At 62.9% G+C, this 17,418-nt stretch carries 18 protein-coding genes and 1 other RNA gene; 9 read left to right on the forward strand and 10 right to left on the reverse strand.

What is annotated here, in order from left to right; translation table 11 throughout:
• Positions 1-89: 89 nt before the first annotated feature.
• The 5 genes from WIN67_RS29560 to WIN67_RS29580 are packed head-to-tail and all read right to left on the reverse strand — an operon-like array spanning position 90 to position 4,894.
• Positions 90-1,307 (reverse strand): 2-octaprenyl-3-methyl-6-methoxy-1,4-benzoquinol hydroxylase, encoded by a 1,218-nt coding sequence (locus WIN67_RS29560; RefSeq protein ID WP_170001849.1) that lies wholly within the window; start codon positions 1,305-1,307, stop codon positions 90-92.
• Positions 1,308-1,316: 9 nt separating this feature from the next.
• Complete coding sequence (locus WIN67_RS29565; RefSeq protein WP_339070398.1) at positions 1,317-1,802, reverse strand: DUF4442 domain-containing protein; 486 nt, start codon at positions 1,800-1,802, stop codon at positions 1,317-1,319.
• Positions 1,795-2,982: a 2-octaprenyl-6-methoxyphenyl hydroxylase gene (ubiH, locus tag WIN67_RS29570; protein ID WP_102862184.1), complete on the reverse strand. Its 1,188-nt coding sequence runs from the start codon at positions 2,980-2,982 to the stop codon at positions 1,795-1,797. The genes WIN67_RS29565 and ubiH overlap by 8 nt, the downstream gene beginning before the upstream one ends.
• Positions 2,979-4,313: a Xaa-Pro aminopeptidase gene (pepP, locus tag WIN67_RS29575; protein WP_102862185.1), complete on the reverse strand. Its 1,335-nt coding sequence runs from the start codon at positions 4,311-4,313 to the stop codon at positions 2,979-2,981. The genes ubiH and pepP overlap by 4 nt, the downstream gene beginning before the upstream one ends.
• Positions 4,314-4,336: 23 nt before the next feature.
• Positions 4,337-4,894: a YecA family protein gene (locus WIN67_RS29580; RefSeq protein WP_102862186.1), complete on the reverse strand. Its 558-nt coding sequence runs from the start codon at positions 4,892-4,894 to the stop codon at positions 4,337-4,339.
• A gap of 234 nt (positions 4,895-5,128) precedes the next feature.
• On the opposite strand from WIN67_RS29580, the gene WIN67_RS29585 reads away from it, so the two are divergent.
• From WIN67_RS29585 to WIN67_RS29600, 4 genes are all read left to right on the forward strand, one after another.
• Entirely contained in the window at positions 5,129-5,338 is a 210-nt protein-coding gene (locus tag WIN67_RS29585; RefSeq protein WP_011064144.1) for a TIGR02449 family protein, read from the forward strand.
• Positions 5,335-5,658 (forward strand): cell division protein ZapA, encoded by a 324-nt coding sequence (locus WIN67_RS29590; RefSeq protein WP_016962902.1) that lies wholly within the window; start codon positions 5,335-5,337, stop codon positions 5,656-5,658. The genes WIN67_RS29585 and WIN67_RS29590 overlap by 4 nt, the downstream gene beginning before the upstream one ends.
• A 23-nt stretch (positions 5,659-5,681) precedes the next feature.
• Positions 5,682-5,860: non-coding RNA, 6S RNA (ssrS, locus tag WIN67_RS29595), on the forward strand.
• Positions 5,861-5,949: 89 nt separating this feature from the next.
• A complete protein-coding gene (locus WIN67_RS29600) occupies positions 5,950-6,555 on the forward strand; it encodes a 5-formyltetrahydrofolate cyclo-ligase (protein WP_102881235.1) in 606 nt (201 codons plus the stop codon).
• 32 nt (positions 6,556-6,587) lie between these two features.
• Here WIN67_RS29600 and WIN67_RS29605 read toward each other — a convergent pair whose 3' ends face one another.
• Positions 6,588-6,884 (reverse strand): hypothetical protein, encoded by a 297-nt coding sequence (locus tag WIN67_RS29605; protein WP_102862188.1) that lies wholly within the window; start codon positions 6,882-6,884, stop codon positions 6,588-6,590.
• A gap of 47 nt (positions 6,885-6,931) precedes the next feature.
• Here WIN67_RS29605 and WIN67_RS29610 point away from each other — a divergent pair, with 47 nt between their 5' ends.
• From WIN67_RS29610 to WIN67_RS29625, 4 genes are all read left to right on the forward strand, one after another.
• The gene (locus WIN67_RS29610) at positions 6,932-7,381 is read left to right on the forward strand and encodes an EVE domain-containing protein (RefSeq protein WP_110594258.1); all 450 of its coding nucleotides are present in this window, start codon (positions 6,932-6,934) and stop codon (positions 7,379-7,381) included.
• A 184-nt stretch (positions 7,382-7,565) separates the two neighbouring features.
• Positions 7,566-8,531: an HlyD family secretion protein gene (locus WIN67_RS29615; protein ID WP_102862190.1), complete on the forward strand. Its 966-nt coding sequence runs from the start codon at positions 7,566-7,568 to the stop codon at positions 8,529-8,531.
• The gene (gene rbbA / locus WIN67_RS29620; RefSeq protein ID WP_110594257.1) at positions 8,528-11,245 is read left to right on the forward strand and encodes a ribosome-associated ATPase/putative transporter RbbA; all 2,718 of its coding nucleotides are present in this window, start codon (positions 8,528-8,530) and stop codon (positions 11,243-11,245) included. The genes WIN67_RS29615 and rbbA overlap by 4 nt, the downstream gene beginning before the upstream one ends.
• Complete coding sequence (locus tag WIN67_RS29625) at positions 11,245-12,363, forward strand: ABC transporter permease (protein WP_115581180.1); 1,119 nt, start codon at positions 11,245-11,247, stop codon at positions 12,361-12,363. The genes rbbA and WIN67_RS29625 overlap by 1 nt, the downstream gene beginning before the upstream one ends.
• 101 nt (positions 12,364-12,464) lie before the next feature.
• Here WIN67_RS29625 and WIN67_RS29630 read toward each other — a convergent pair whose 3' ends face one another.
• Entirely contained in the window at positions 12,465-12,872 is a 408-nt protein-coding gene (locus WIN67_RS29630) for a flagellar basal body-associated protein FliL (protein WP_102862193.1), read from the reverse strand.
• A gap of 158 nt (positions 12,873-13,030) precedes the next feature.
• Here WIN67_RS29630 and WIN67_RS29635 point away from each other — a divergent pair, with 158 nt between their 5' ends.
• A complete protein-coding gene (locus WIN67_RS29635) occupies positions 13,031-14,008 on the forward strand; it encodes an NADPH:quinone oxidoreductase family protein (RefSeq protein WP_339070399.1) in 978 nt (325 codons plus the stop codon).
• Between the two features lie 12 nt (positions 14,009-14,020).
• On the opposite strand, the gene WIN67_RS29640 is transcribed toward WIN67_RS29635, so the two are convergent.
• The 3 genes from WIN67_RS29640 to ubiD all read right to left on the reverse strand — a co-directional run bounded on the left by WIN67_RS29640 (position 14,021) and on the right by ubiD (position 17,318).
• A complete protein-coding gene (locus WIN67_RS29640; protein ID WP_102881240.1) occupies positions 14,021-14,671 on the reverse strand; it encodes a gamma-glutamylcyclotransferase in 651 nt (216 codons plus the stop codon).
• A gap of 212 nt (positions 14,672-14,883) precedes the next feature.
• On the reverse strand, positions 14,884-15,852 hold the full coding sequence (locus tag WIN67_RS29645) for a CDP-6-deoxy-delta-3,4-glucoseen reductase (RefSeq protein ID WP_102862196.1): 969 nt from the start codon (positions 15,850-15,852) through the stop codon (positions 14,884-14,886).
• Positions 15,852-17,318 (reverse strand): 4-hydroxy-3-polyprenylbenzoate decarboxylase, encoded by a 1,467-nt coding sequence (ubiD, locus tag WIN67_RS29650; protein ID WP_011064155.1) that lies wholly within the window; start codon positions 17,316-17,318, stop codon positions 15,852-15,854. The genes WIN67_RS29645 and ubiD overlap by 1 nt, the downstream gene beginning before the upstream one ends.
• Positions 17,319-17,418 lie beyond the last annotated feature (100 nt).

The raw sequence follows: 17,418 nt of genomic DNA on the forward strand, positions 1-17,418 counted from the left end.
ATTTGCCTTCTCAACCGAACCTGGCGTCGAGGCGTTACCAGATGTTGCGTAGGGTCGTCCGCCAGGAAGCTTCGCCGGCCAGCCGGCGCCTACGCTTGGGCCAGCTCCGGTAGATCGCCGCTCAGGCCCAGTGCCTGACGCACGAACAGCGCCTTGGCCTCGGGCATCTGGTCGACCATCTTCAGGCCAGTGTTGCGCAGCCAGCGCAGCGGCAACGGATCGGCCTGGAACAGCCGCTCGAAGCCTTCCATGGCCGCCATCAGCGCCAGGTTGTGGGGCATGCGCCGACGCTCGAAACGGCTCAGTACCTTGACCTCGGCCAAGCGCTCGCCACGGCTGGCCGCTTGCAGCAGCACTTCGGCCAGCACCGCGGCATCGAGGAAACCCAGGTTGACCCCCTGTCCCGCCAGCGGATGAATGGTATGGGCGGCGTCGCCGATCAGGGCCAGGCCTTCGGCCACGTAGCGCTTGGCGTGGCGCTGGCGGAGCGGCACGCAAAGCCGAGGGTCGGCGCTGAGCACTGTGCCCAGGCGACCTTCGAAGGCGCGCTCCAGCTCAGCGCAAAACGCGGCGTCATCCAGGGCCATCAAGCGCTCGGCCTCGGTGGGCGTGGTGGACCAGACGATGGAGCACCAGTCGTGCTGCCCGTCCCGTACCAATGGCAGAAACGCCAACGGGCCGGTGTCGGTGAATCGCTGCCAGGCGGTCAATTGATGGGGCTGGCTGCTGCGCACACTGGTGACGATGGCGTGATGCAGGTAATCCCATTCCCGGGTGGCGCAGCCGGCCAGGCGACGCACGGCCGAGTTGGCGCCATCGGCGGCGATGACCAGGGGTGCCCGCAGGACCCGGCCGTCCGCCAGGGTCAGCAACCAGTCATCGCCGGAGCGGCGCATCTGCTCCAGGCGGGCATTGGCCAACAAACCGATGTCGCACTCGTGCAAACGCTCAAGCAAGGCATCCTGAACCACGCGGTTCTCGACGATATGCCCCAACACCTCGGCATGCACGCTGGAGGCCGAGAAGTGGATCTGCCCGGTGCCGCTGCCATCCCAGACCTGCATGTCGCAGTAGGGGCTGCTGCGCCGTGCGGCAATACCGTCCCAGGCGCCAAGGCGCTGCAGAATCCGCTGGCTGGCGGCCGACAAGGCACTGACCCGGGGTTCGAACGGTGACTCGGCGTCGAAGGGTTTGACACTCAGGGAGCCGCCATCGAGCAGCAGCACTTCCAGGCCGCTGCCCTGCAACGCCAACGCCAAGGCACTGCCGACCATTCCGGCTCCGACAATCAGCACATCTGCGCGCATTTCCATGCTTTAGGCCTGTCTCGCTTGCGGCTTGAGCCGCACATAAAGGGTTTTATCGACCCGCGCCACCAGGGTGCCGGAGTCGTCATGAATCTCTACCTGCAACTGCGGCAGGTACTTCTCGCCCGTTGCGGTCTGCTGGCGCACTTCGTCGAGCAGCGCCTGGTCAATGCTGAACCGAGCAAACACCGGCCCCTTGCCCGGGGCGATGAAGTCGATGGCCGCGGCCTTGTCCCAGACGATGTAGTCGCGTCCCAGGTTCTCCATCAGCATCAGCATGAAAAACGGGTCCACCATCGAATACAGGCTGCCACCGAACTGGGTGCCGACATAGTTGCGGTTGTACCAGCCCAGCCCCATGGAGACCTGGACTTCGCGGAAATCCGCGCTGATCTGGCGAATCCGCACACCTGCCCCCAGATAGGGCGGATACAGGTTCATCACCCAGCGCAGCAAGCGTGCCTTGCCGACACGTCGAGTCAGCCACTCACGCATCCGGACGAGTGCCCAGGCCCATGGCCTGGCGCGCGAACCAGCGCTTGGCCGGGGGCAGCAGGTCCAGTCCGAGCAAGCCAAGATTGCGCCCCACCGACAGCAGCGGCAGCTTGCTGCCGAACAGCCGCGTGACCTGATCGGAGAAACCCACAGTCAGGCTCTGGTCCAGGCGCTGGCGCTCGCGATAAGCCTGCAGCACGGCAAAATCGCCCGGCAGCTGCTCGCTGGCCAGCAAGGCATCCGCCAGGGCCTGGGCATCACGCAGCGACAGGTTGAAGCCCTGTCCGGCAATCGGATGCAGGCTGTGGGCGGCATTGCCCAGCACCACCAGATGGGAGCGCACCTGCTCTTCGGCTTCTACCAGGGACAGCGGATACAAATGCCGCGCCCCCACTTGTTTCAAGGTGCCCAGGCGGTAACCGAACACGCCCTGCAACTCACTGAGGAAACTCCGGTCATCCAGGTCGGCCAGACGCTGAGCGTCCATGCCCTGGCGGGTCCAGATCAGCGCGCAGCGATTTTCCGGCAATGGCAGCAACGCCATCGGCCCGTCATCGGTGAAGCGCTCGAAGGCCATGCCGTTGTGGGCTTCGCTGGGGGTGATGTTGGCAATCAGCGCGCTCTGGTTATAGGGGCGATTCTTGACCCCGATACCCAATTGTTCGCGCAGGCCGGAGCGGCCACCGTCGGCGAGCACCGCGAGGTCGCATTCCAGTGTGGTTTCGTCATTCAGGGTCAGGCGATAACCGCCTTCCAGAGGCTCCAGGCGAGTGACCTCCGCCGGACAGCGCCAGCTGATCACGTCCTTGTCCAGTCCTTGCCAAAGGCATTGACCGAGCCAGGCGTTTTCCACCACATAACCCAGGGCCGGAACCCCTTCTTCCATGGCCGACAGGCGCGCAGTGGAAAACCGCCCACGGTCGGACACATGAATCTGCTTGATCGGCTCGGCGCGCCGGGAGATCGCTTGCCACAAGCCCAGGCGCTGGTAGATCTGTCGGGCGCCAAAGGACAGTGCCGAAGAACGCGCATCGTAGCTGGGCTGGAAGCTGTCGCCGGGGGCGAAGGGTTCGATCAGCACGATCTTCCAGCCCCGGGCCTTGGCTCCGGCCTGCAGGGCCAGGGCCAGGCTTGCGCCGACCAGGCCGCCACCGATGATGGCCAGATTGACCCGGCTCATGAGGCCTGAACTCGGGCTGCTGCCATCAGCGCCTCGATCTCGGCGACGCTTTTCGGCACGCCGCTTGTCAGAATTTCACAGCCCTGCTTGGTCACTACCACGTCGTCCTCGATGCGCACGCCAATGCCGCGCCACTTCTTCGCCACTTGCTGGTTGTCCGGGGAGATGTAGATGCCCGGCTCCACGGTCAGCGCCATGCCGACCTCCAACACCCGCCACTCGCCGCCGACCTTGTATTCGCCGACATCGTGTACATCCATGCCCAGCCAGTGCCCGGCGCGGTGCATGTAAAACGTCTTGTAAGCCTCACTGGCAATCAGCTCGTCGACTGCGCCTTCCAACAGACCCAACTTCACCAGACCGGCGGTGATCACCCGGACCGTTGCCTCATGGGCCTGGTTCCAGTGCTTGTTCGGGGCGATCTCGGCAAACGCCGCTTCCTGGGCCGCCAGCACCAGTTCGTAGATCGCCTTCTGCTCGGGCGAGAACTTACCGTTGACCGGCCAGGTCCGGGTGATATCACTGGCATAGCAGTCGATTTCACAACCGGCGTCGATCAACACCAGATCACCGTCCTTGAGCAGGGCGTCATTCTGTTGGTAGTGCAGGATGCAGCTGTTGCGCCCGGCCGCGACGATGGAACCATAAGCCGGCATCTTCGCCCCGCCCTTGCGGAACTCGTAGTCCAGCTCGGCTTCCAGACTGAACTCGTGCAATCCGGGGCGACTGGCCTGCATGGCCCGGATATGGGCCTGGGCGGAAATCCGTGCGGCTTCGCGCATCACCTTCACTTCCGCCGCCGATTTATACAGGCGCATGTCGTGCAGCAGATGATCCAGGGCAACGAATTCGTTCGGCGGCTGGGCGCCGAGGTGCGCTTTAGAGCGGATCACGTTGATCCAGTCCATCAGGTGGCGATCGAACTCGGGGTTGCTGCCCATGGCCGAATAGACCCGGTCACGACCTTCGATCAGCCCCGGGAGAATGTCGTCGATATCAGTGATGGGAAACGCATCGTCCGCACCGTAGTCACGGATCGCGCCTTCCTGGCCAGCCCGCAGGCCATCCCACAGCTCCCGCTCGGCATTGCGCTCACGGCAGAACAGCACGTACTCGCCATGCTCGCGACCGGGCATCAGCACGATCACGGCCTGGGGCTCGGGAAAACCGCTGAGGTATTGGAAATCGCTGTCCTGGCGGTAGACGTGCTCCACATCGCGGTTGCGAATGGCCACGGCCGCCGCCGGCAGGATCGCGATGCTGTTGGGCTCCATCTGCGCCATGAGCGCCTTGCGGCGACGGCTGTATTCCGCTCTAGGGATATGAATCATGGGCAGATGCAGTTCCCTGTCAGTCAGTGCAGAGAAGGCTTGGCAGCCGGTGCAACGGTCTTGTTGGTTTCGGTGAACAGCAGCAATGGCGCGACCCGCAGGTACTCCATCACTTCCATGTAGTCGCTTTCACCGTCGTCGGACTCTTCCAGCGCATCCTGTACCTGAGCGATGGCTGCAAGGTCCTGCAACACTTCCGTGGCCTCGACGCTCAGGGCGCTGCTGTCACGGGAGTTGAGGCCGAAACCGGCGAGGAAACCCTGGCACCACTGGCCCAGGGCCGCGGCACGTTCGGTCAATGGCGCGTCGTCGCTGGGCAGCAGCAGGACCACGGTCATGTCGTCGCTGGTGAGCTCGCCCTTGACCATTTCCTGCAGGCCGATCAGGGCGTTGCGCACATTTTCTTGTGGCTCGCCTTCGAGCAGCTCGGAAGCGTCCACCAGCCAGCCGTCGACCTCGAAGCCGGCGCCAGCGCAGCTACGGCCCAGCAACAGGCCGTGCAATTCGGCAGGAGAAACAGGATGACCGCTGCTGCTGAGCAGGGTGGCGAAGGCGTTGTACGGGGAATTCTGAATGGGCATGGGCAGCTAGGCGCCAAGCGGCGCAATGTCTAGAATGAAGGCCTTGTATCGTAGGGCGTGTCATCATTCATTGCCAGCGCCGCGTTGCGCCTTGCGCCCCGTTACAGCGGTCCGCGGGGCCTGGGGCGACGGACAGATTGCCGACCGACAGCACCCGATGCGCCAGGACTGATCGGGCCGTCCAGGCGCTGCCCAGCCAGTTGCCACTCATCAGACCAACTTCAGTGGGACACAATGGAAGACACCGACCTGCACGCACTGATGGCCAGACTCGAACTGCTTATTACCCGGGTCGAGCAACTAAAGAGTCAAAACGCACTCTTATTAGCTCAGGAAAAGACCTGGCGCGAGGAACGCGCGCACCTCATTGAAAAAAACGAAATCGCCCGGCGTAAGGTCGAATCGATGATTTCGCGCCTCAAGGCCCTGGAGCAAGACTCATGAGTTCAAGCAATAGCGTTACCGTGCAGATCCTCGACAAAGAGTATTCGATCATCTGCCCCCAGGAAGAGCGCAGCAATCTGGTGAGCGCAGCCCGTTACCTGGACGGCAAGATGCGCGAGATCCGTAGCAGCGGCAAAGTCATCGGTGCCGATCGCATCGCGGTCATGGCCGCGCTGAACATCACCCACGATCTGCTGCACCGCCAGGAGCGTCCGGATGTGCAGGCCAGCGCCACCACTCGCGAACAAGTGCGCGATCTTCTGGAGCGCGTCGACCTGGTCCTGGCCACCGATTCGGACGCAAGCAAGGCTGATTCCTGACAGCGGTTGCGGTATACTCCCGCCACTCCCTGGGGTGCTTGCCAGTTGGCGATGTCCCTGAGCCGATTCGCACTACCCTGGAAGTTGCACGTTGGGCTGGTGTGCATGTCCGCTAGACGGAAAGCCTTAAAGCCTGCTGCATCTTCCGCCTTGAACTTTCGGGTTCAAGGGCTAAGTCGACAGCGGTTCGCCTGGGGAGCCTGAATTCTCAGCCAATGCCAGTTATCCATGCTGGCATTGGTTTTTCCGGGTAGGCTGTTCTGCCATGTCCGACTCTCCATAGCCTCCTCCATGACCGAACCTGCGCCGCTTTCCCGCCCGCAACTTCGACGCATGCTGCGTAAAGCCCGTCGCTCCCTGACACCTGCCCAGCAACGCCAGGCCGCCAGCGGGCTGTACCGCCAGCTGGCGCAGAATCCAGTGTTTCGCCGAGCCCGACACCTGTCCCTGTACCTGCCCACTGACGGAGAGATCGATCCGCGCCTGCTGCTACGTGCCGCGCAACGCCGGGGCAAGGCCACGTACCTGCCTGTGCTCAGTGCCTGGCCACGGACCAAGATGGTCTTCCAGCGTGTACGGCCCGGAGAAAAACTGCGCCCCAACCGCTTTCGCATCCTCGAACCCAGGATCAACGTCGCACGCCAACGCAAGGTCTGGGCGCTGGATCTGGTGCTCCTGCCCTTGGTGGGATTTGACGAAGACGGTGGACGCCTGGGAATGGGCGGCGGCTTCTACGACCGCAGCCTGGCTTACCTGGCGCGGCGCAAGAGCTGGCGCAAGCCGAAGCTGCTGGGGCTGGCCCATGAATGTCAGAAGGTCGCGAGACTGGATCAGGCCAGCTGGGATGTGCCGCTACAGGGCACCGTGACTGATCAGGGATGGTACTGCGCCCGATAGACGTACGCTGGCTCAGCGACGCCGGGACGGATTCAGCGCTTGAAGGGTTGCGGCTGTTGGGCAATCTCGATCGGGGCATCGGTCTTGTTGGCCCATAAGCTCTGCGCATAACCGGTGGTCACAACGCCCAAACCGAACAAAATAACCAAAATCCATAGTAAATCCGGTTGGCGTTTCATCGATTGCCCCCCCTCGGGCAAGTCACACACGATGACAGCAACGGTTTCCATAACAGGCCGTGCAGCAGCGTCAAGCTTAAAATCCCGGCATTCTGCGATAACGTGAACCGACACGCAAATGCTGGCGTCAACCGACTGTCGGTTTGTCATAAAATCCTCCGACAACCTGCCCAACCACCCTTTGGAGGGTAAGAAACATGGCCTATTGGCTGATGAAATCCGAGCCAGACGAACTCTCGATTCAGGACCTGCACAAGCTTGGAAAGGCCCGTTGGGACGGTGTGCGCAACTACCAGGCACGCAACTTCCTGCGCGCCATGGCCGTCGGCGATGAGTTCTTCTTCTACCACTCCAGTTGTCCGGAGCCAGGCATCGCTGGCATCGGCCAAATCATCAAGGCGGCCTACCCGGACCCCACCGCCCTGGAACCGGACAGCGTCTACTTCGACCCCAAGTCCAGCGCCGAGAAAAATGCCTGGAGCGCAATCGACGTAGCCCACGTGGAAACCTTCAGCAAGGTCCTGCGCCTGGACTATCTCAAGCAGCAGACTGCCCTCGCTGAAATGCCCCTGGTGCAAAAAGGCAGTCGCCTGTCAGTCATGCCAGTGACCGCAGAGCAATGGGCGGCTGTGCTCTCTCTACGTTGAGCAACCCGCCCCGGTGTGCCGTGGCCTGGCAAGCGCAACGGCACTGGCGCCAGTTTTTTGCCCCGATCGCCATGCAGCCTGCGAACAATAGGTTTAGGCTTGGCCCTTTCATTTGACGAGCATCAAGCGGGTAAAAGCCTTGATACGTCAGACTAGGACGCTATAGCCGCAGGACGCAGAACACATGTCGACGAACCACCGTTCTTCCCGCCTTTTCGCTGTCTCCCTCTTGATTCTGTTGCTCGCCGCTGGTGGCTTCGGTTACTGGAAATCCCTCCAGGATCGTCTGCCGGAAGGGCTGAGCATGGGCAATGGCCGTCTCGAAGCCACTGAGGTGCAGATCGCCAGCAAGATTCCCGGACGCCTGGCGGAAGTGCGGGTCAATGAAGGCGACAAAGTGCTCCAGGGCCAACTGCTGGCCCGGATGGATACCCGCACCCTGGAAGCCCAGCGCAGCCAGGCCGAAGCCGAAGTGCTGCGCGCCCGGGAAAACCTCTCCGCCGCAGAAGCCAACGTGCAACTGCGCCAGAGCGAATTGCTCCTGGCCAATCAGGAACTCAAGCGCTCCCAGGAACTGTTCAGGCGCGGCTTCGCCAGCCAGCAGATCATCGATCAGCAACAGGCACGGCTGAACACCGGCAATGCCGCCGTGCTGGCGGCCCAGGCCCAGGTTGCGGCGGTCAAGGCCGCTATCGGCGCCGCCCTGGCCCAGGTTGCGCAGCTCACCAGCGAGATCGACGACAGCAGCCTGCGAGCTCCCATCGACGGCATCATCCAACTGCGTCTGGCCGAGCCTGGCGAAGTCCTGGGTGCCGGCGGCCGAGTACTGCTGTTGATCGATCCCAATGACCAATACATGAACCTCTACTTGCCAGCCTCGGTCACCGGGCGCCTGACGGTGGGCGATGAATCGCGGATTGTTCTCGACGCCCTGCCCAACCAGCCACTGCCGGCAAAGATCAGCTTCGTCGCGGCCAAGTCGCAATTCACCCCCAAAGAAGTGGAAACCCGTGACGAACGCCAGAAACTGGTATTCCGGGTCAAGGTGCGCCTGACTCAACCCGCCGCCGTGCCCCAGGCCAAACCGGGGATGCCCGGTGCCGGTTATGTGCGCACAGCCACCGTGGACTGGCCGGCTAACCTGCAATGAATGCCCTGGCGCTGCACGCCACAGGTATCAGCCATCGCTACGGTGCCCAGCAGGCTCTGATCGACATCAGTTTCAGCCTGCCAGCAGGCACACGCTGCGGCCTGATCGGTCCTGACGGTGCCGGCAAGTCGAGCCTTCTCGGGCTGATTGCCGGGGTCAAGAAGCTTCAGCAAGGCGAGCTCGAGGTACTCGGCGGAGCCATCTCCCAGCGCCGCCACCGCAGAAGCCTATACCCGCGCATCGCCTTCATGCCCCAGGGGCTGGGGGGCAACCTGTATCCCGACCTGTCCATTAGCGAGAACATCCGTTTCTTCGCCACCCTGTTCGGCCTGCCACGTGACGAATGCGACCAGCGCATGCACAGCCTGTTGCTGGCCACCGACCTGCTGCGCTTTGCCGAACGCCCGGCGGGCAAGCTGTCCGGTGGGATGAAGCAGAAACTCGGCCTGTGCTGCGCGCTGATCCACGAACCGGATCTGTTGATCCTCGACGAACCCACCACCGGGGTCGACCCGCTTTCCCGCCGACGCTTCTGGGAACTGGTGGAGGATGTACGCCAGCAACGACCACAACTGACCCTGTTGGTGGCCACCGCCTACATGGAAGAAGCCGAACAGTTCGAGCATTGCCTGATGCTCGACCAGGGCAAGTTGATCGCCCAGGGCCTGAGCCGGGAGCTGGCGCAGGTAACGGGCAGCGGCAAGCTGGACGATGCCTTCACTCACTACCAGGGCGACAGCGGCCATGACAATCAGCCACTGGTGATCCCGCCACGCTCTGGCAGTAATCAGGACATCGCCATCGAGGCCCACGAGCTGACCCTGCGCTTCGGCGACTTCACCGCCGTCAACAAAGTCAGCTTCGCCATCGGTCGCGGGGAGATCTTCGGCTTCCTCGGCTCCAACGGCTGCGGCAAGACCACCACCATGAAAGTCCTCACCGGGCTGATGCCCGCCACTGAAGGCAGCGCCAAGCTGCTGGGCAATCCGGTGGACGCCAAGGACCTGGCTACCCGCAAGCGGGTCGGCTTCATGTCCCAGAGCTTTTCCCTGTACGGCGAACTCAGCGTGCGCCAGAACCTGGAGCTGCATGCCCGCCTGTTCGACCTGCCGAAAGCCGAGAGCGGCCCACGCATCGAGGAACTGATCCAGCGCTTCGACCTGGGCGCAATCGCCGAGCAGCAATCCGGCGCCCTGCCCCTGGGTCTGCGCCAGCGCCTGTCCCTGGCCGTGGCGGTGCTGCACCGCCCGGAAGTGCTGATCCTCGACGAACCCACCTCAGGGGTTGATCCGGCAGCCCGTGACGATTTCTGGCGACTGCTGATCGAACTGTCCCGGGAACAGGGCGTGACCATCTTCCTGTCCACTCATTTCATGAACGAAGCCCAGCGCTGCGACCGCATTTCGTTGATGCACGCCGGCAAGGTACTGGCCTGTGACACACCAGCGGCGCTGCAACAGCAGTTTTCCGGCGACACCCTGGAAGCCGCCTTCGTCCGCTGCCTGGAAGAAGCCCAAGGAGCCGCGGATGCAGCGCCACCTCCTCCGGCGGCTGCCGCCAGCCACGCCATCGCGCCTCCGCGCTCGGGCCTGAGCCTGGCCCGGCTGCTGGCGGTGGCCACCCGGGAAGGCAAGGAGCTATTGCGGGACAAGGTGCGCTTGGGCTTTGCCCTGCTGGGGGCGATCTTCATGATGGTGATCTTTGGTTACGGCATTTCCCTGGATGTGGAAAAGCTCGCCTTCGCCGTCTACGACCAGGATCAGACGCCGCAAAGCCGCGCCTATCTGGAGGCTTTTCGCAGCTCACGCTACTTCGAGGAAAAACCCACCATCCGCAGCTCCGCCGAACTGCATCGGCGCCTGCAGCGCTCGGAGATCAAGCTGGCCCTGGAAATCCCGCCCGGCTTCGGCCGCGACCTGTATGCCGGGCGCCAACCGACGGTGGCCGCCTGGCTGGACGGCGGCATGCCGTTTCGCGCGGAAACCAGCCGCAACTATGTCGAGGCGGTACACCAGGCCAACCTCGAACTCCTGGCCGAACACAGCAGCCCGGCACTGAACTCAAGGCCCGCCGCCAAGCTGGAAACGCGCTTTCGCTACAACCAGGACGTGGTCAGCGTCAACGCCATCGGGCCCGGGGTCATGGCGCTGATCCTGGCGTTCATTCCGGCCATGCTCACCGCCCTGGGCATCGTTCGCGAGAAGGAACTGGGCTCGATCACCAACTTCTATGCCACGCCCCTGACCCGCCTGGAGTTCCTCTTGGGCAAGCAGGCGCCCTACCTGGCCGTGAGCCTGATCAACCTGGGATTGCTGGTGGCCATGAACCGCTGGCTGTTCGGCGTACCCTTCAAGGGCAGCGGCCTGACCCTGGCCCTGGGCGGCGTCCTCTACGTGCTGGCCACCACCAGCATGGGCCTGCTGATCTCGGCCTTCACCCGCACCCAGATCGCGGCGATCCTCGGCACCATGATCATCACCAGCCTGCCGACCATCCAGTTCTCCGGGTTGATCGTGCCGCGCTCGTCCCTGGAAGGCTCGGCGGCGATCATGGGGCAATTGTTCCCCGCCGGTCACTTCCTCGACATCGCCGTCGGCACCTTCACCAAGGCCCTGGACCTGCGGGAGCTGTGGCCTCAGTGCCTGGCACTGATCGGGTTCTTCCTCGGTTTCACCGGGCTTAGCCTGGTCATGTTGAAAAAGCAGGAGGTCTGATGAACAGGCTCGCCCATATCCTGCGCCTGGGTCTGAAGGAGCTCACCAGCCTGCGTCACGACAGTGTCTTGCTGTTGTTCCTGTTCTACGCCTTCACCGTGGCCATCTACCTGCCGGCAGCCGGCTCGGTCATTGGCGTACACAACGCCAGCGTGGCCCTGGTGGATGAAGACCACAGCGCACTGTCACGACAATTGGCCGAGGCCCTGCAACCGCCGGAGTTCCAGAACCCGGTCGCCCTGCCCTACGACCAACTGGACAAGGTGATGGACAGCGGCCAGTACACCTTCGTGATCAACATCCCTGCCAACTTCCAGAGCGACCTGCTGGCCGGCCGTCAGCCGGCGGTGCAGGTCAACGTCGACGCCACCGCCATGAGCCAGGCGTTCATGGGCGCCGGCTACATTGGCCGAATCTTCCAGCGCGAGTTGCTCAACTATGCCAACCAGGCGGATGCCGCGAGCAAGGCCCCGGCCCTGCTGACCACCCGCGCGCTGTTCAATACCAACCTGGAGGGAGGCTGGTTTCTGGCGGTGATCCAGATCGTCAACAACATCACCATCCTGGCCATCGTGCTCACCGGAACCGCGCTGCTGCGCGAGCGCGAGCACGGTACCCTCGACCACTTGCTGGTACTGCCGCTGACGGCCCTGGAGATCATGCTGGCGAAAATCTGGAGCAATATGCTGGTGGTGGTGCTGTGCACCTGGATATCGCTGGAGGTGATAGTCAAAGGCGTGCTGGGCGTGCCGCTGGCGGGCTCGATGGGGCTGTTCCTGATGGTCACCGCGTTGTATCTGTTCGCCAGCACCGCACTGGGGATCTTCCTTGCCACCCTGGCCCGCTCCACCCCGCAGTTCGGCCTGCTGGCGATCCCGGTGATCATTCCGATGCTGCTACTGTCCGGTGGCAGCACACCGCTGGACAGCATGCCGCAATGGCTGCAATGGGTGATGCAGGGCTCGCCATCAACGCACTTCGTCAGCCTCAGCGCAGCGATCCTGTTTCGTGATGCGGGCGTCAGTGTGGTCTGGCCCGACCTGCTGGCCCTGGCGACGATCGGTCTGCTGTTCTTCGCCATTGCCCTGGCGCGCTTTCGCAAAAGCCTCGCCTCATGAGCCACACGCTGTAGGAGCCGACTGGCCGGCGAAAGGGCCCTCAAGCCCCACGTCGCCCTCTCGGACGCCTTCGCTGGCCAGCCAGCTCCAACAGCTGAGCGTTACTGGATGATCAGGTTGTTGAACAACAGGTCTTCCACCACCGGCTTGCCGGTTTCGTCATTCATGACTTGCTGCACCTGCTTGAGGGCTTCCTGGCGCAGCTTTTCCTTGGCCTCGACGTTGTTCATGGTGTCGACGGTCTGCTGGGCAAACAGCGCCACCAACTGATTGCGGATCAGCGGCTCATTGGCCTTGACCGCCTGGGCCGAAGCGTCGCCGGTCACCCGCAGGGCCACGTCAGCCTTGTAGACCTTGAGCTTGGGGCCGCCATCCAGGCCGTAGTTACCGACAAAGGGCGGGCTCAGGCTGATGTAACTGACTTTCGGTGCTTCGCCTTCTTTAGCCTCTTCAGCCCCGGCTGCCATCGGCAGGGAGAGGGCCAGCAGCAACATGATCCACGCTTTCACAATTCGCTCCTTAATCCGGTTTGCGGCCTAGCATAAAGGCCCGCCCGCCTGAGCCCAAGCACAAGCTTATGGCTGCCCATCAGGGCCGGGCATGCTCGTTGACCGCCTGATTCACACTCCTACACTTATCGGCCACCACTCCCAAAGGAATAGCCCTGATGAAAGCCGTGCTGTGCAAAGCCTTCGGCCCCGCCGAAACGCTGGTGCTGGAAGAGGTCGCAAGTCCCGTGCCGAAGAAGAACGAGGTCCTGCTGGACGTGCATGCCGCAGGGGTGAATTTTCCGGACACCCTGATCATCGAGGGCAAATACCAGTTCAAGCCACCCTTCCCCTTCTCCCCGGGCGGCGAAGCGGCCGGTGTCATCAGCGCAGTGGGTGAGAAAGTCAGCCATCTCAAGGTCGGCGATCGGGTCATGGCCCTGACCGGCTGGGGCAGTTTTGCCGAACAGGTGGCGGTGCCGGGCTACAACGTATTGCCGATTCCCGCCGCCATGGACTTCAACACCGCTGCCGCCTTCAGCATGACCTACGGCACCTCGATGCACGCCCTCAAGCAACGGGGCAACCTGCAGCCTGGTGAGACCCTGCTGGTGCTCGGTGCCTCGGGCGGGGTCGGGCTGGCGGCGGTGGAAATCGGCAAGGCCATGGGCGCCCGGGTGATCGCCGCCGCCAGCAGCGCAGAAAAGCTCGCCGTGGCCAAGGCCGCCGGTGCCGATGAGCTGATCAACTACAGCGAAAGCAACCTGAAGGACGAGACCAAGCGCCTGACCGATGGCAACGGCGCCGACGTGATCTACGACCCGGTGGGCGGTGATCTGTTCGATCAGGCGGTGCGCTCCATCGCCTGGAACGGCCGCTTGCTGGTGGTGGGCTTTGCCAGCGGACGCATTCCCGAATTGCCGGTGAACCTGGCGCTGCTCAAGGGCGCGGCGGTGGTGGGGGTGTTCTGGGGTTCCTTCGCTCAGCGCCAGCCTCAGGACAACGCGGCCAATTTCCAGCAGTTGTTCGAATGGTTCGCCGCGGGCAAGCTCAAGCCGCTGGTGTCCCAGGTTTATCCTCTGACGGCAGCCGCCCGGGCCATCGATGATCTGGGTCAGCGCAAAGCGGTGGGCAAAGTCGTGGTGCAGGTCCGCTGAGGCCGGCTTCCGTCAATAGGCCACAACACCCTTGCAGCGCTTGAGCCGTGCCTCCAGGTTGCGATCCGGCATGGCGTGGCTGCGCAGGGCTTGAATGGTCTGTTCAACATAATCGCGGGTGGTGCCATAACGCCCGCAAGCGCTTTCGAACACCTGGCTCAGTACATGATCCGGCAGATTGCCGGCATAGCTGGGCAGGTGCCGCTCCAGCACAAAACCCAAGGCCTGGACCTGACTGCCATCCTCGAGACGGCAGTTGAGCCAGTGCGGACGGTAAGAGGGATAAGGCATTTCACGCTGCCACAGGGCATACAACGAGGCATCCAGATGCTCCTCCGGCAGCCGGTAGGCGAAGCCGCTGCAGGAACCGCCACGATCCAGTCCAAACACCAGCCCCGGCAGTTCAGGCGTGCCGCGATGCTCGTGAGACCACAGGTACAGACCGCGATGATAACCATGCACCCGGCCACGCATGCGCTCGACCGCCGAACACTCCGGGCGCCAGATCAATGAACCGTAGGCGAACAGCCAGACCGGGCCGCCCTTGTGCCGGGCCATGGTGGACTGCATGGAGCTGAGAAGTTGTTCGTGGGTCAGCTGCGGCCCCAGATCGAGCCGCGGAGGGTAAGCCAGATTCAGATAACTGGATTCAAGGGCTGTCATGGCGAATAGCGTTCGGCTCCCCGCGTAAAAGAAGTTACTTAATAGAACGCTTGGCAGTAACTACAAGACACATAAGTTTCAAGGCAAGTTAAGTGCCACTAGAGCAGCACTCAAGTTGAAGGCTTATATATAACCTACCGGCATTTACTTAATTAGATAAATACCGATGGGCTATATACAGAGTTATAACGAAGGGCACGGACCCGATGCAGTCAGGGCCGCGGGGCGTAGGCGAACACGTCCGCACGCATCTGATGGGCATCCATCCCGGCATTCACCAGAGCGTCCAGGGTGGCGTAGATCATGGCTGGCGAGCCGCTGGCGTAGACATGCACCGACGACAGGTCGGTGATGTCCTCGCAAACCGCCTCATGCAGCATGCCGCAGCGCCCCTCCCAACCGCACAGGTCGCTGACCACCTTGTGCAGATAGAGATTGGGCAGTTGCTGCCACTCATCCCAGTGTTCCAACTGATAGAAATCTTCCGGCCGGCGTACGCCCCAATACAGGTGCACCGGATACTTGAAGCCTTTGGCCCGGCAGTGCTCGATCAGGCTGTGCATCTGCGCCATACCGGTACCGGCAGCGATCAGCACCAGCGGGCCCTGCGGCAACTCGGCCAGGTGAGTGTCGCCGAAAGGCAATTCGACCCGAGCCATGCGGTTGCGCTGCAACTGCTCCATCAAGCTCTGCGCACTGTTTTCGCGCACCAGCACATGCAGCTCCAGATCACGCCCGCAATGGGGCGCTGAAGCCAGGGAGAAGGCCGACTTCTCACCGTTATCCCGCTCCAGCATCAGGTACTGGCCCGCATGATAGCGGGGTGGCTTGCCGGCCGGCGCCCGCAGCCTGACCCGCCAGACATCGCCGCCGACCTCAAGGCACTCAGTGAGCTGACACGACAAGCTGCGCACCGGCAACTCTCCCAGCGCAAGGACGCCATCCCACAGCACAATGCAGTCTTCCAGCGGCTCTGCAATGCAAGTGTAGAACTCACCATGATCACGCACATCGCCGGCTTGCTGCACACTGCCCTCCACCAGCAGGGCCGCGCACACGTGACAGTTGCCATTGCGGCAGCTCTGCGGGCATTCATAGCCCAGGCGCCGCGCCGCATCGAGAATCCGCTCGCCGGGCAGCGTCTCAAGCACCGCTCCGGAGGGCTGCAAGGTTACACGCATCAATCTATTCCTAACTGATTCCAGATGGCATCGATCCGGCGGGTGACCGCCTCATCCTTGACGATGACCCGGCCCCACTCTCGGGTGGTTTCTCCGGGCCACTTGTGGGTGGCATCGAGCCCCATCTTCGAGCCCAGGCCGGACACCGGCGAGGCGAAGTCGAGGTAGTCGATCGGGGTGTTGTCGATCATCACCGTGTCGCGCTTGGGGTCCATGCGCGTGGTGATGGCCCAGATCACGTCGTTCCAGTCCCGGGCATTGATATCGTCGTCGGTGACGATAACGAACTTGGTGTACATGAACTGTCGCAAAAACGACCAGACACCCAGCATTACCCGCTTGGCGTGGCCCGGGTACTGCTTCTTCATGGTCACCACCGCCATGCGGTACGAGCAGCCTTCTGGCGGCAGGTAGAAGTCGGTGATTTCCGGGAACTGCTTCTGCAGGATCGGCACGAAGACTTCGTTCAGCGCCACGCCGAGAATCGCTGGCTCATCCGGCGGCCGGCCGGTGTAGGTGCTGTGATAGATCGGCTTGATGCGATGGGTGATGCGCTCCACGGTGAACACCGGGAAGCTGTCGACTTCGTTGTAGTAGCCAGTGTGGTCGCCGTACGGGCCTTCGTCGGCCATCTCGCCGGGATGGATCACCCCTTCAAGGATGATTTCGGCGGTGGCCGGGACTTGCAGGTCGTTGCCACGGCACTTCACCAGCTCAGTGCGGTTGCCCCGCAGCAGGCCGGCGAAAGCGTATTCGGAGAGGCTGTCCGGCACCGGGGTCACGGCGCCCAAGATAGTTGCCGGGTCCGCGCCCAGGGCCACGGACACGGGGAACGGCTGGCCCGGGTGCTTCTCGCACCACTCGCGGTAATCCAGGGCGCCACCACGATGGCTCAACCAGCGCATGATCACCTTGTTGCGGCCGATTACCTGCTGACGATAGATGCCCAGGTTCTGCCGGTCCTTGTTCGGCCCCTTGGTCACCGTCAGGCCCCAAGTGATCAGCGGACCGACGTCGCCTGGCCAGCAGGTCTGCACCGGCAGCATGCCGAGGTCGACGTCGTCGCCTTCGATCACCACTTCCTGGCAGACCGCATCCTTGACCACCTTGGGCGCCATGGAAATGATCTTGCGGAAGATCGGCAGCTTGGACCAGGCATCCTTCAAGCCCTTGGGCGGCTCCGGCTCCTTGAGGAACGCCAGCAGCTTGCCGATCTCGCGCAGCTCGCTGACGGCTTCGGCACCCATGCCCAGGGCCACGCGCTCGGGCGTGCCGAACAGGTTGCCGAGCACGGGGATGTCATAACCGGTGGGGTTTTCAAACAACAGGGCCGGGCCTTTGGCACGCAAGGTGCGATCGCAGACCTCGGTCATTTCCAGCACTGGGGACACCGGAACCTGGATGCGCTTGAGTTCGGAGCGCTGTTCCAGGCCGCTGATAAAGTCGCGCAAGTCGCGATACTGCATGCGTGAGCCTCGTTTTCGCCGTGGCATTCGGGGCAGGCAGTTTAGCGCCGAACCCACAGGTTCAGAATAGAGAATGTCAGATAGCAAAAAGCCGGGTTTC

It is taken from the genome of Pseudomonas idahonensis, from assembly GCF_037903935.1.
GTDB classification, from domain to species: domain Bacteria; phylum Pseudomonadota; class Gammaproteobacteria; order Pseudomonadales; family Pseudomonadaceae; genus Aquipseudomonas; species Aquipseudomonas danubii.

Excerpts from the sequence above, each read along its gene's own strand:
- WIN67_RS29635 (WP_339070399.1), top strand. The coding sequence starts at position 13,031 with ATGAAAGCCGTGCTGTGCAAAGCCTTCGGCCCCGCCGAAACGCTGGTG.
- WIN67_RS29610 (WP_110594258.1), top strand. The coding sequence starts at position 6,932 with ATGGCCTATTGGCTGATGAAATCCGAGCCAGACGAACTCTCGATTCAG.
- WIN67_RS29625 (WP_115581180.1), top strand. The coding sequence starts at position 11,245 with ATGAACAGGCTCGCCCATATCCTGCGCCTGGGTCTGAAGGAGCTCACC.
- WIN67_RS29600 (WP_102881235.1), top strand. The coding sequence starts at position 5,950 with ATGACCGAACCTGCGCCGCTTTCCCGCCCGCAACTTCGACGCATGCTG.
- WIN67_RS29585 (WP_011064144.1), top strand. The coding sequence starts at position 5,129 with ATGGAAGACACCGACCTGCACGCACTGATGGCCAGACTCGAACTGCTT.
- WIN67_RS29560 (WP_170001849.1), bottom strand. The coding sequence starts at position 1,307 with ATGCGCGCAGATGTGCTGATTGTCGGAGCCGGAATGGTCGGCAGTGCC.
- WIN67_RS29615 (WP_102862190.1), top strand. The coding sequence starts at position 7,566 with ATGTCGACGAACCACCGTTCTTCCCGCCTTTTCGCTGTCTCCCTCTTG.
- WIN67_RS29580 (WP_102862186.1), bottom strand. The coding sequence starts at position 4,894 with ATGCCCATTCAGAATTCCCCGTACAACGCCTTCGCCACCCTGCTCAGC.
- WIN67_RS29605 (WP_102862188.1), bottom strand. The coding sequence starts at position 6,884 with ATGACAAACCGACAGTCGGTTGACGCCAGCATTTGCGTGTCGGTTCAC.
- WIN67_RS29640 (WP_102881240.1), bottom strand. The coding sequence starts at position 14,671 with ATGACAGCCCTTGAATCCAGTTATCTGAATCTGGCTTACCCTCCGCGG.
- WIN67_RS29590 (WP_016962902.1), top strand. The coding sequence starts at position 5,335 with ATGAGTTCAAGCAATAGCGTTACCGTGCAGATCCTCGACAAAGAGTAT.
- WIN67_RS29565 (WP_339070398.1), bottom strand. The coding sequence starts at position 1,802 with ATGCGTGAGTGGCTGACTCGACGTGTCGGCAAGGCACGCTTGCTGCGC.
- WIN67_RS29645 (WP_102862196.1), bottom strand. The coding sequence starts at position 15,852 with ATGCGTGTAACCTTGCAGCCCTCCGGAGCGGTGCTTGAGACGCTGCCC.
- pepP (WP_102862185.1), bottom strand. The coding sequence starts at position 4,313 with ATGATTCATATCCCTAGAGCGGAATACAGCCGTCGCCGCAAGGCGCTC.
- ubiD (WP_011064155.1), bottom strand. The coding sequence starts at position 17,318 with ATGCAGTATCGCGACTTGCGCGACTTTATCAGCGGCCTGGAACAGCGC.
- rbbA (WP_110594257.1), top strand. The coding sequence starts at position 8,528 with ATGAATGCCCTGGCGCTGCACGCCACAGGTATCAGCCATCGCTACGGT.
- ubiH (WP_102862184.1), bottom strand. The coding sequence starts at position 2,982 with ATGAGCCGGGTCAATCTGGCCATCATCGGTGGCGGCCTGGTCGGCGCA.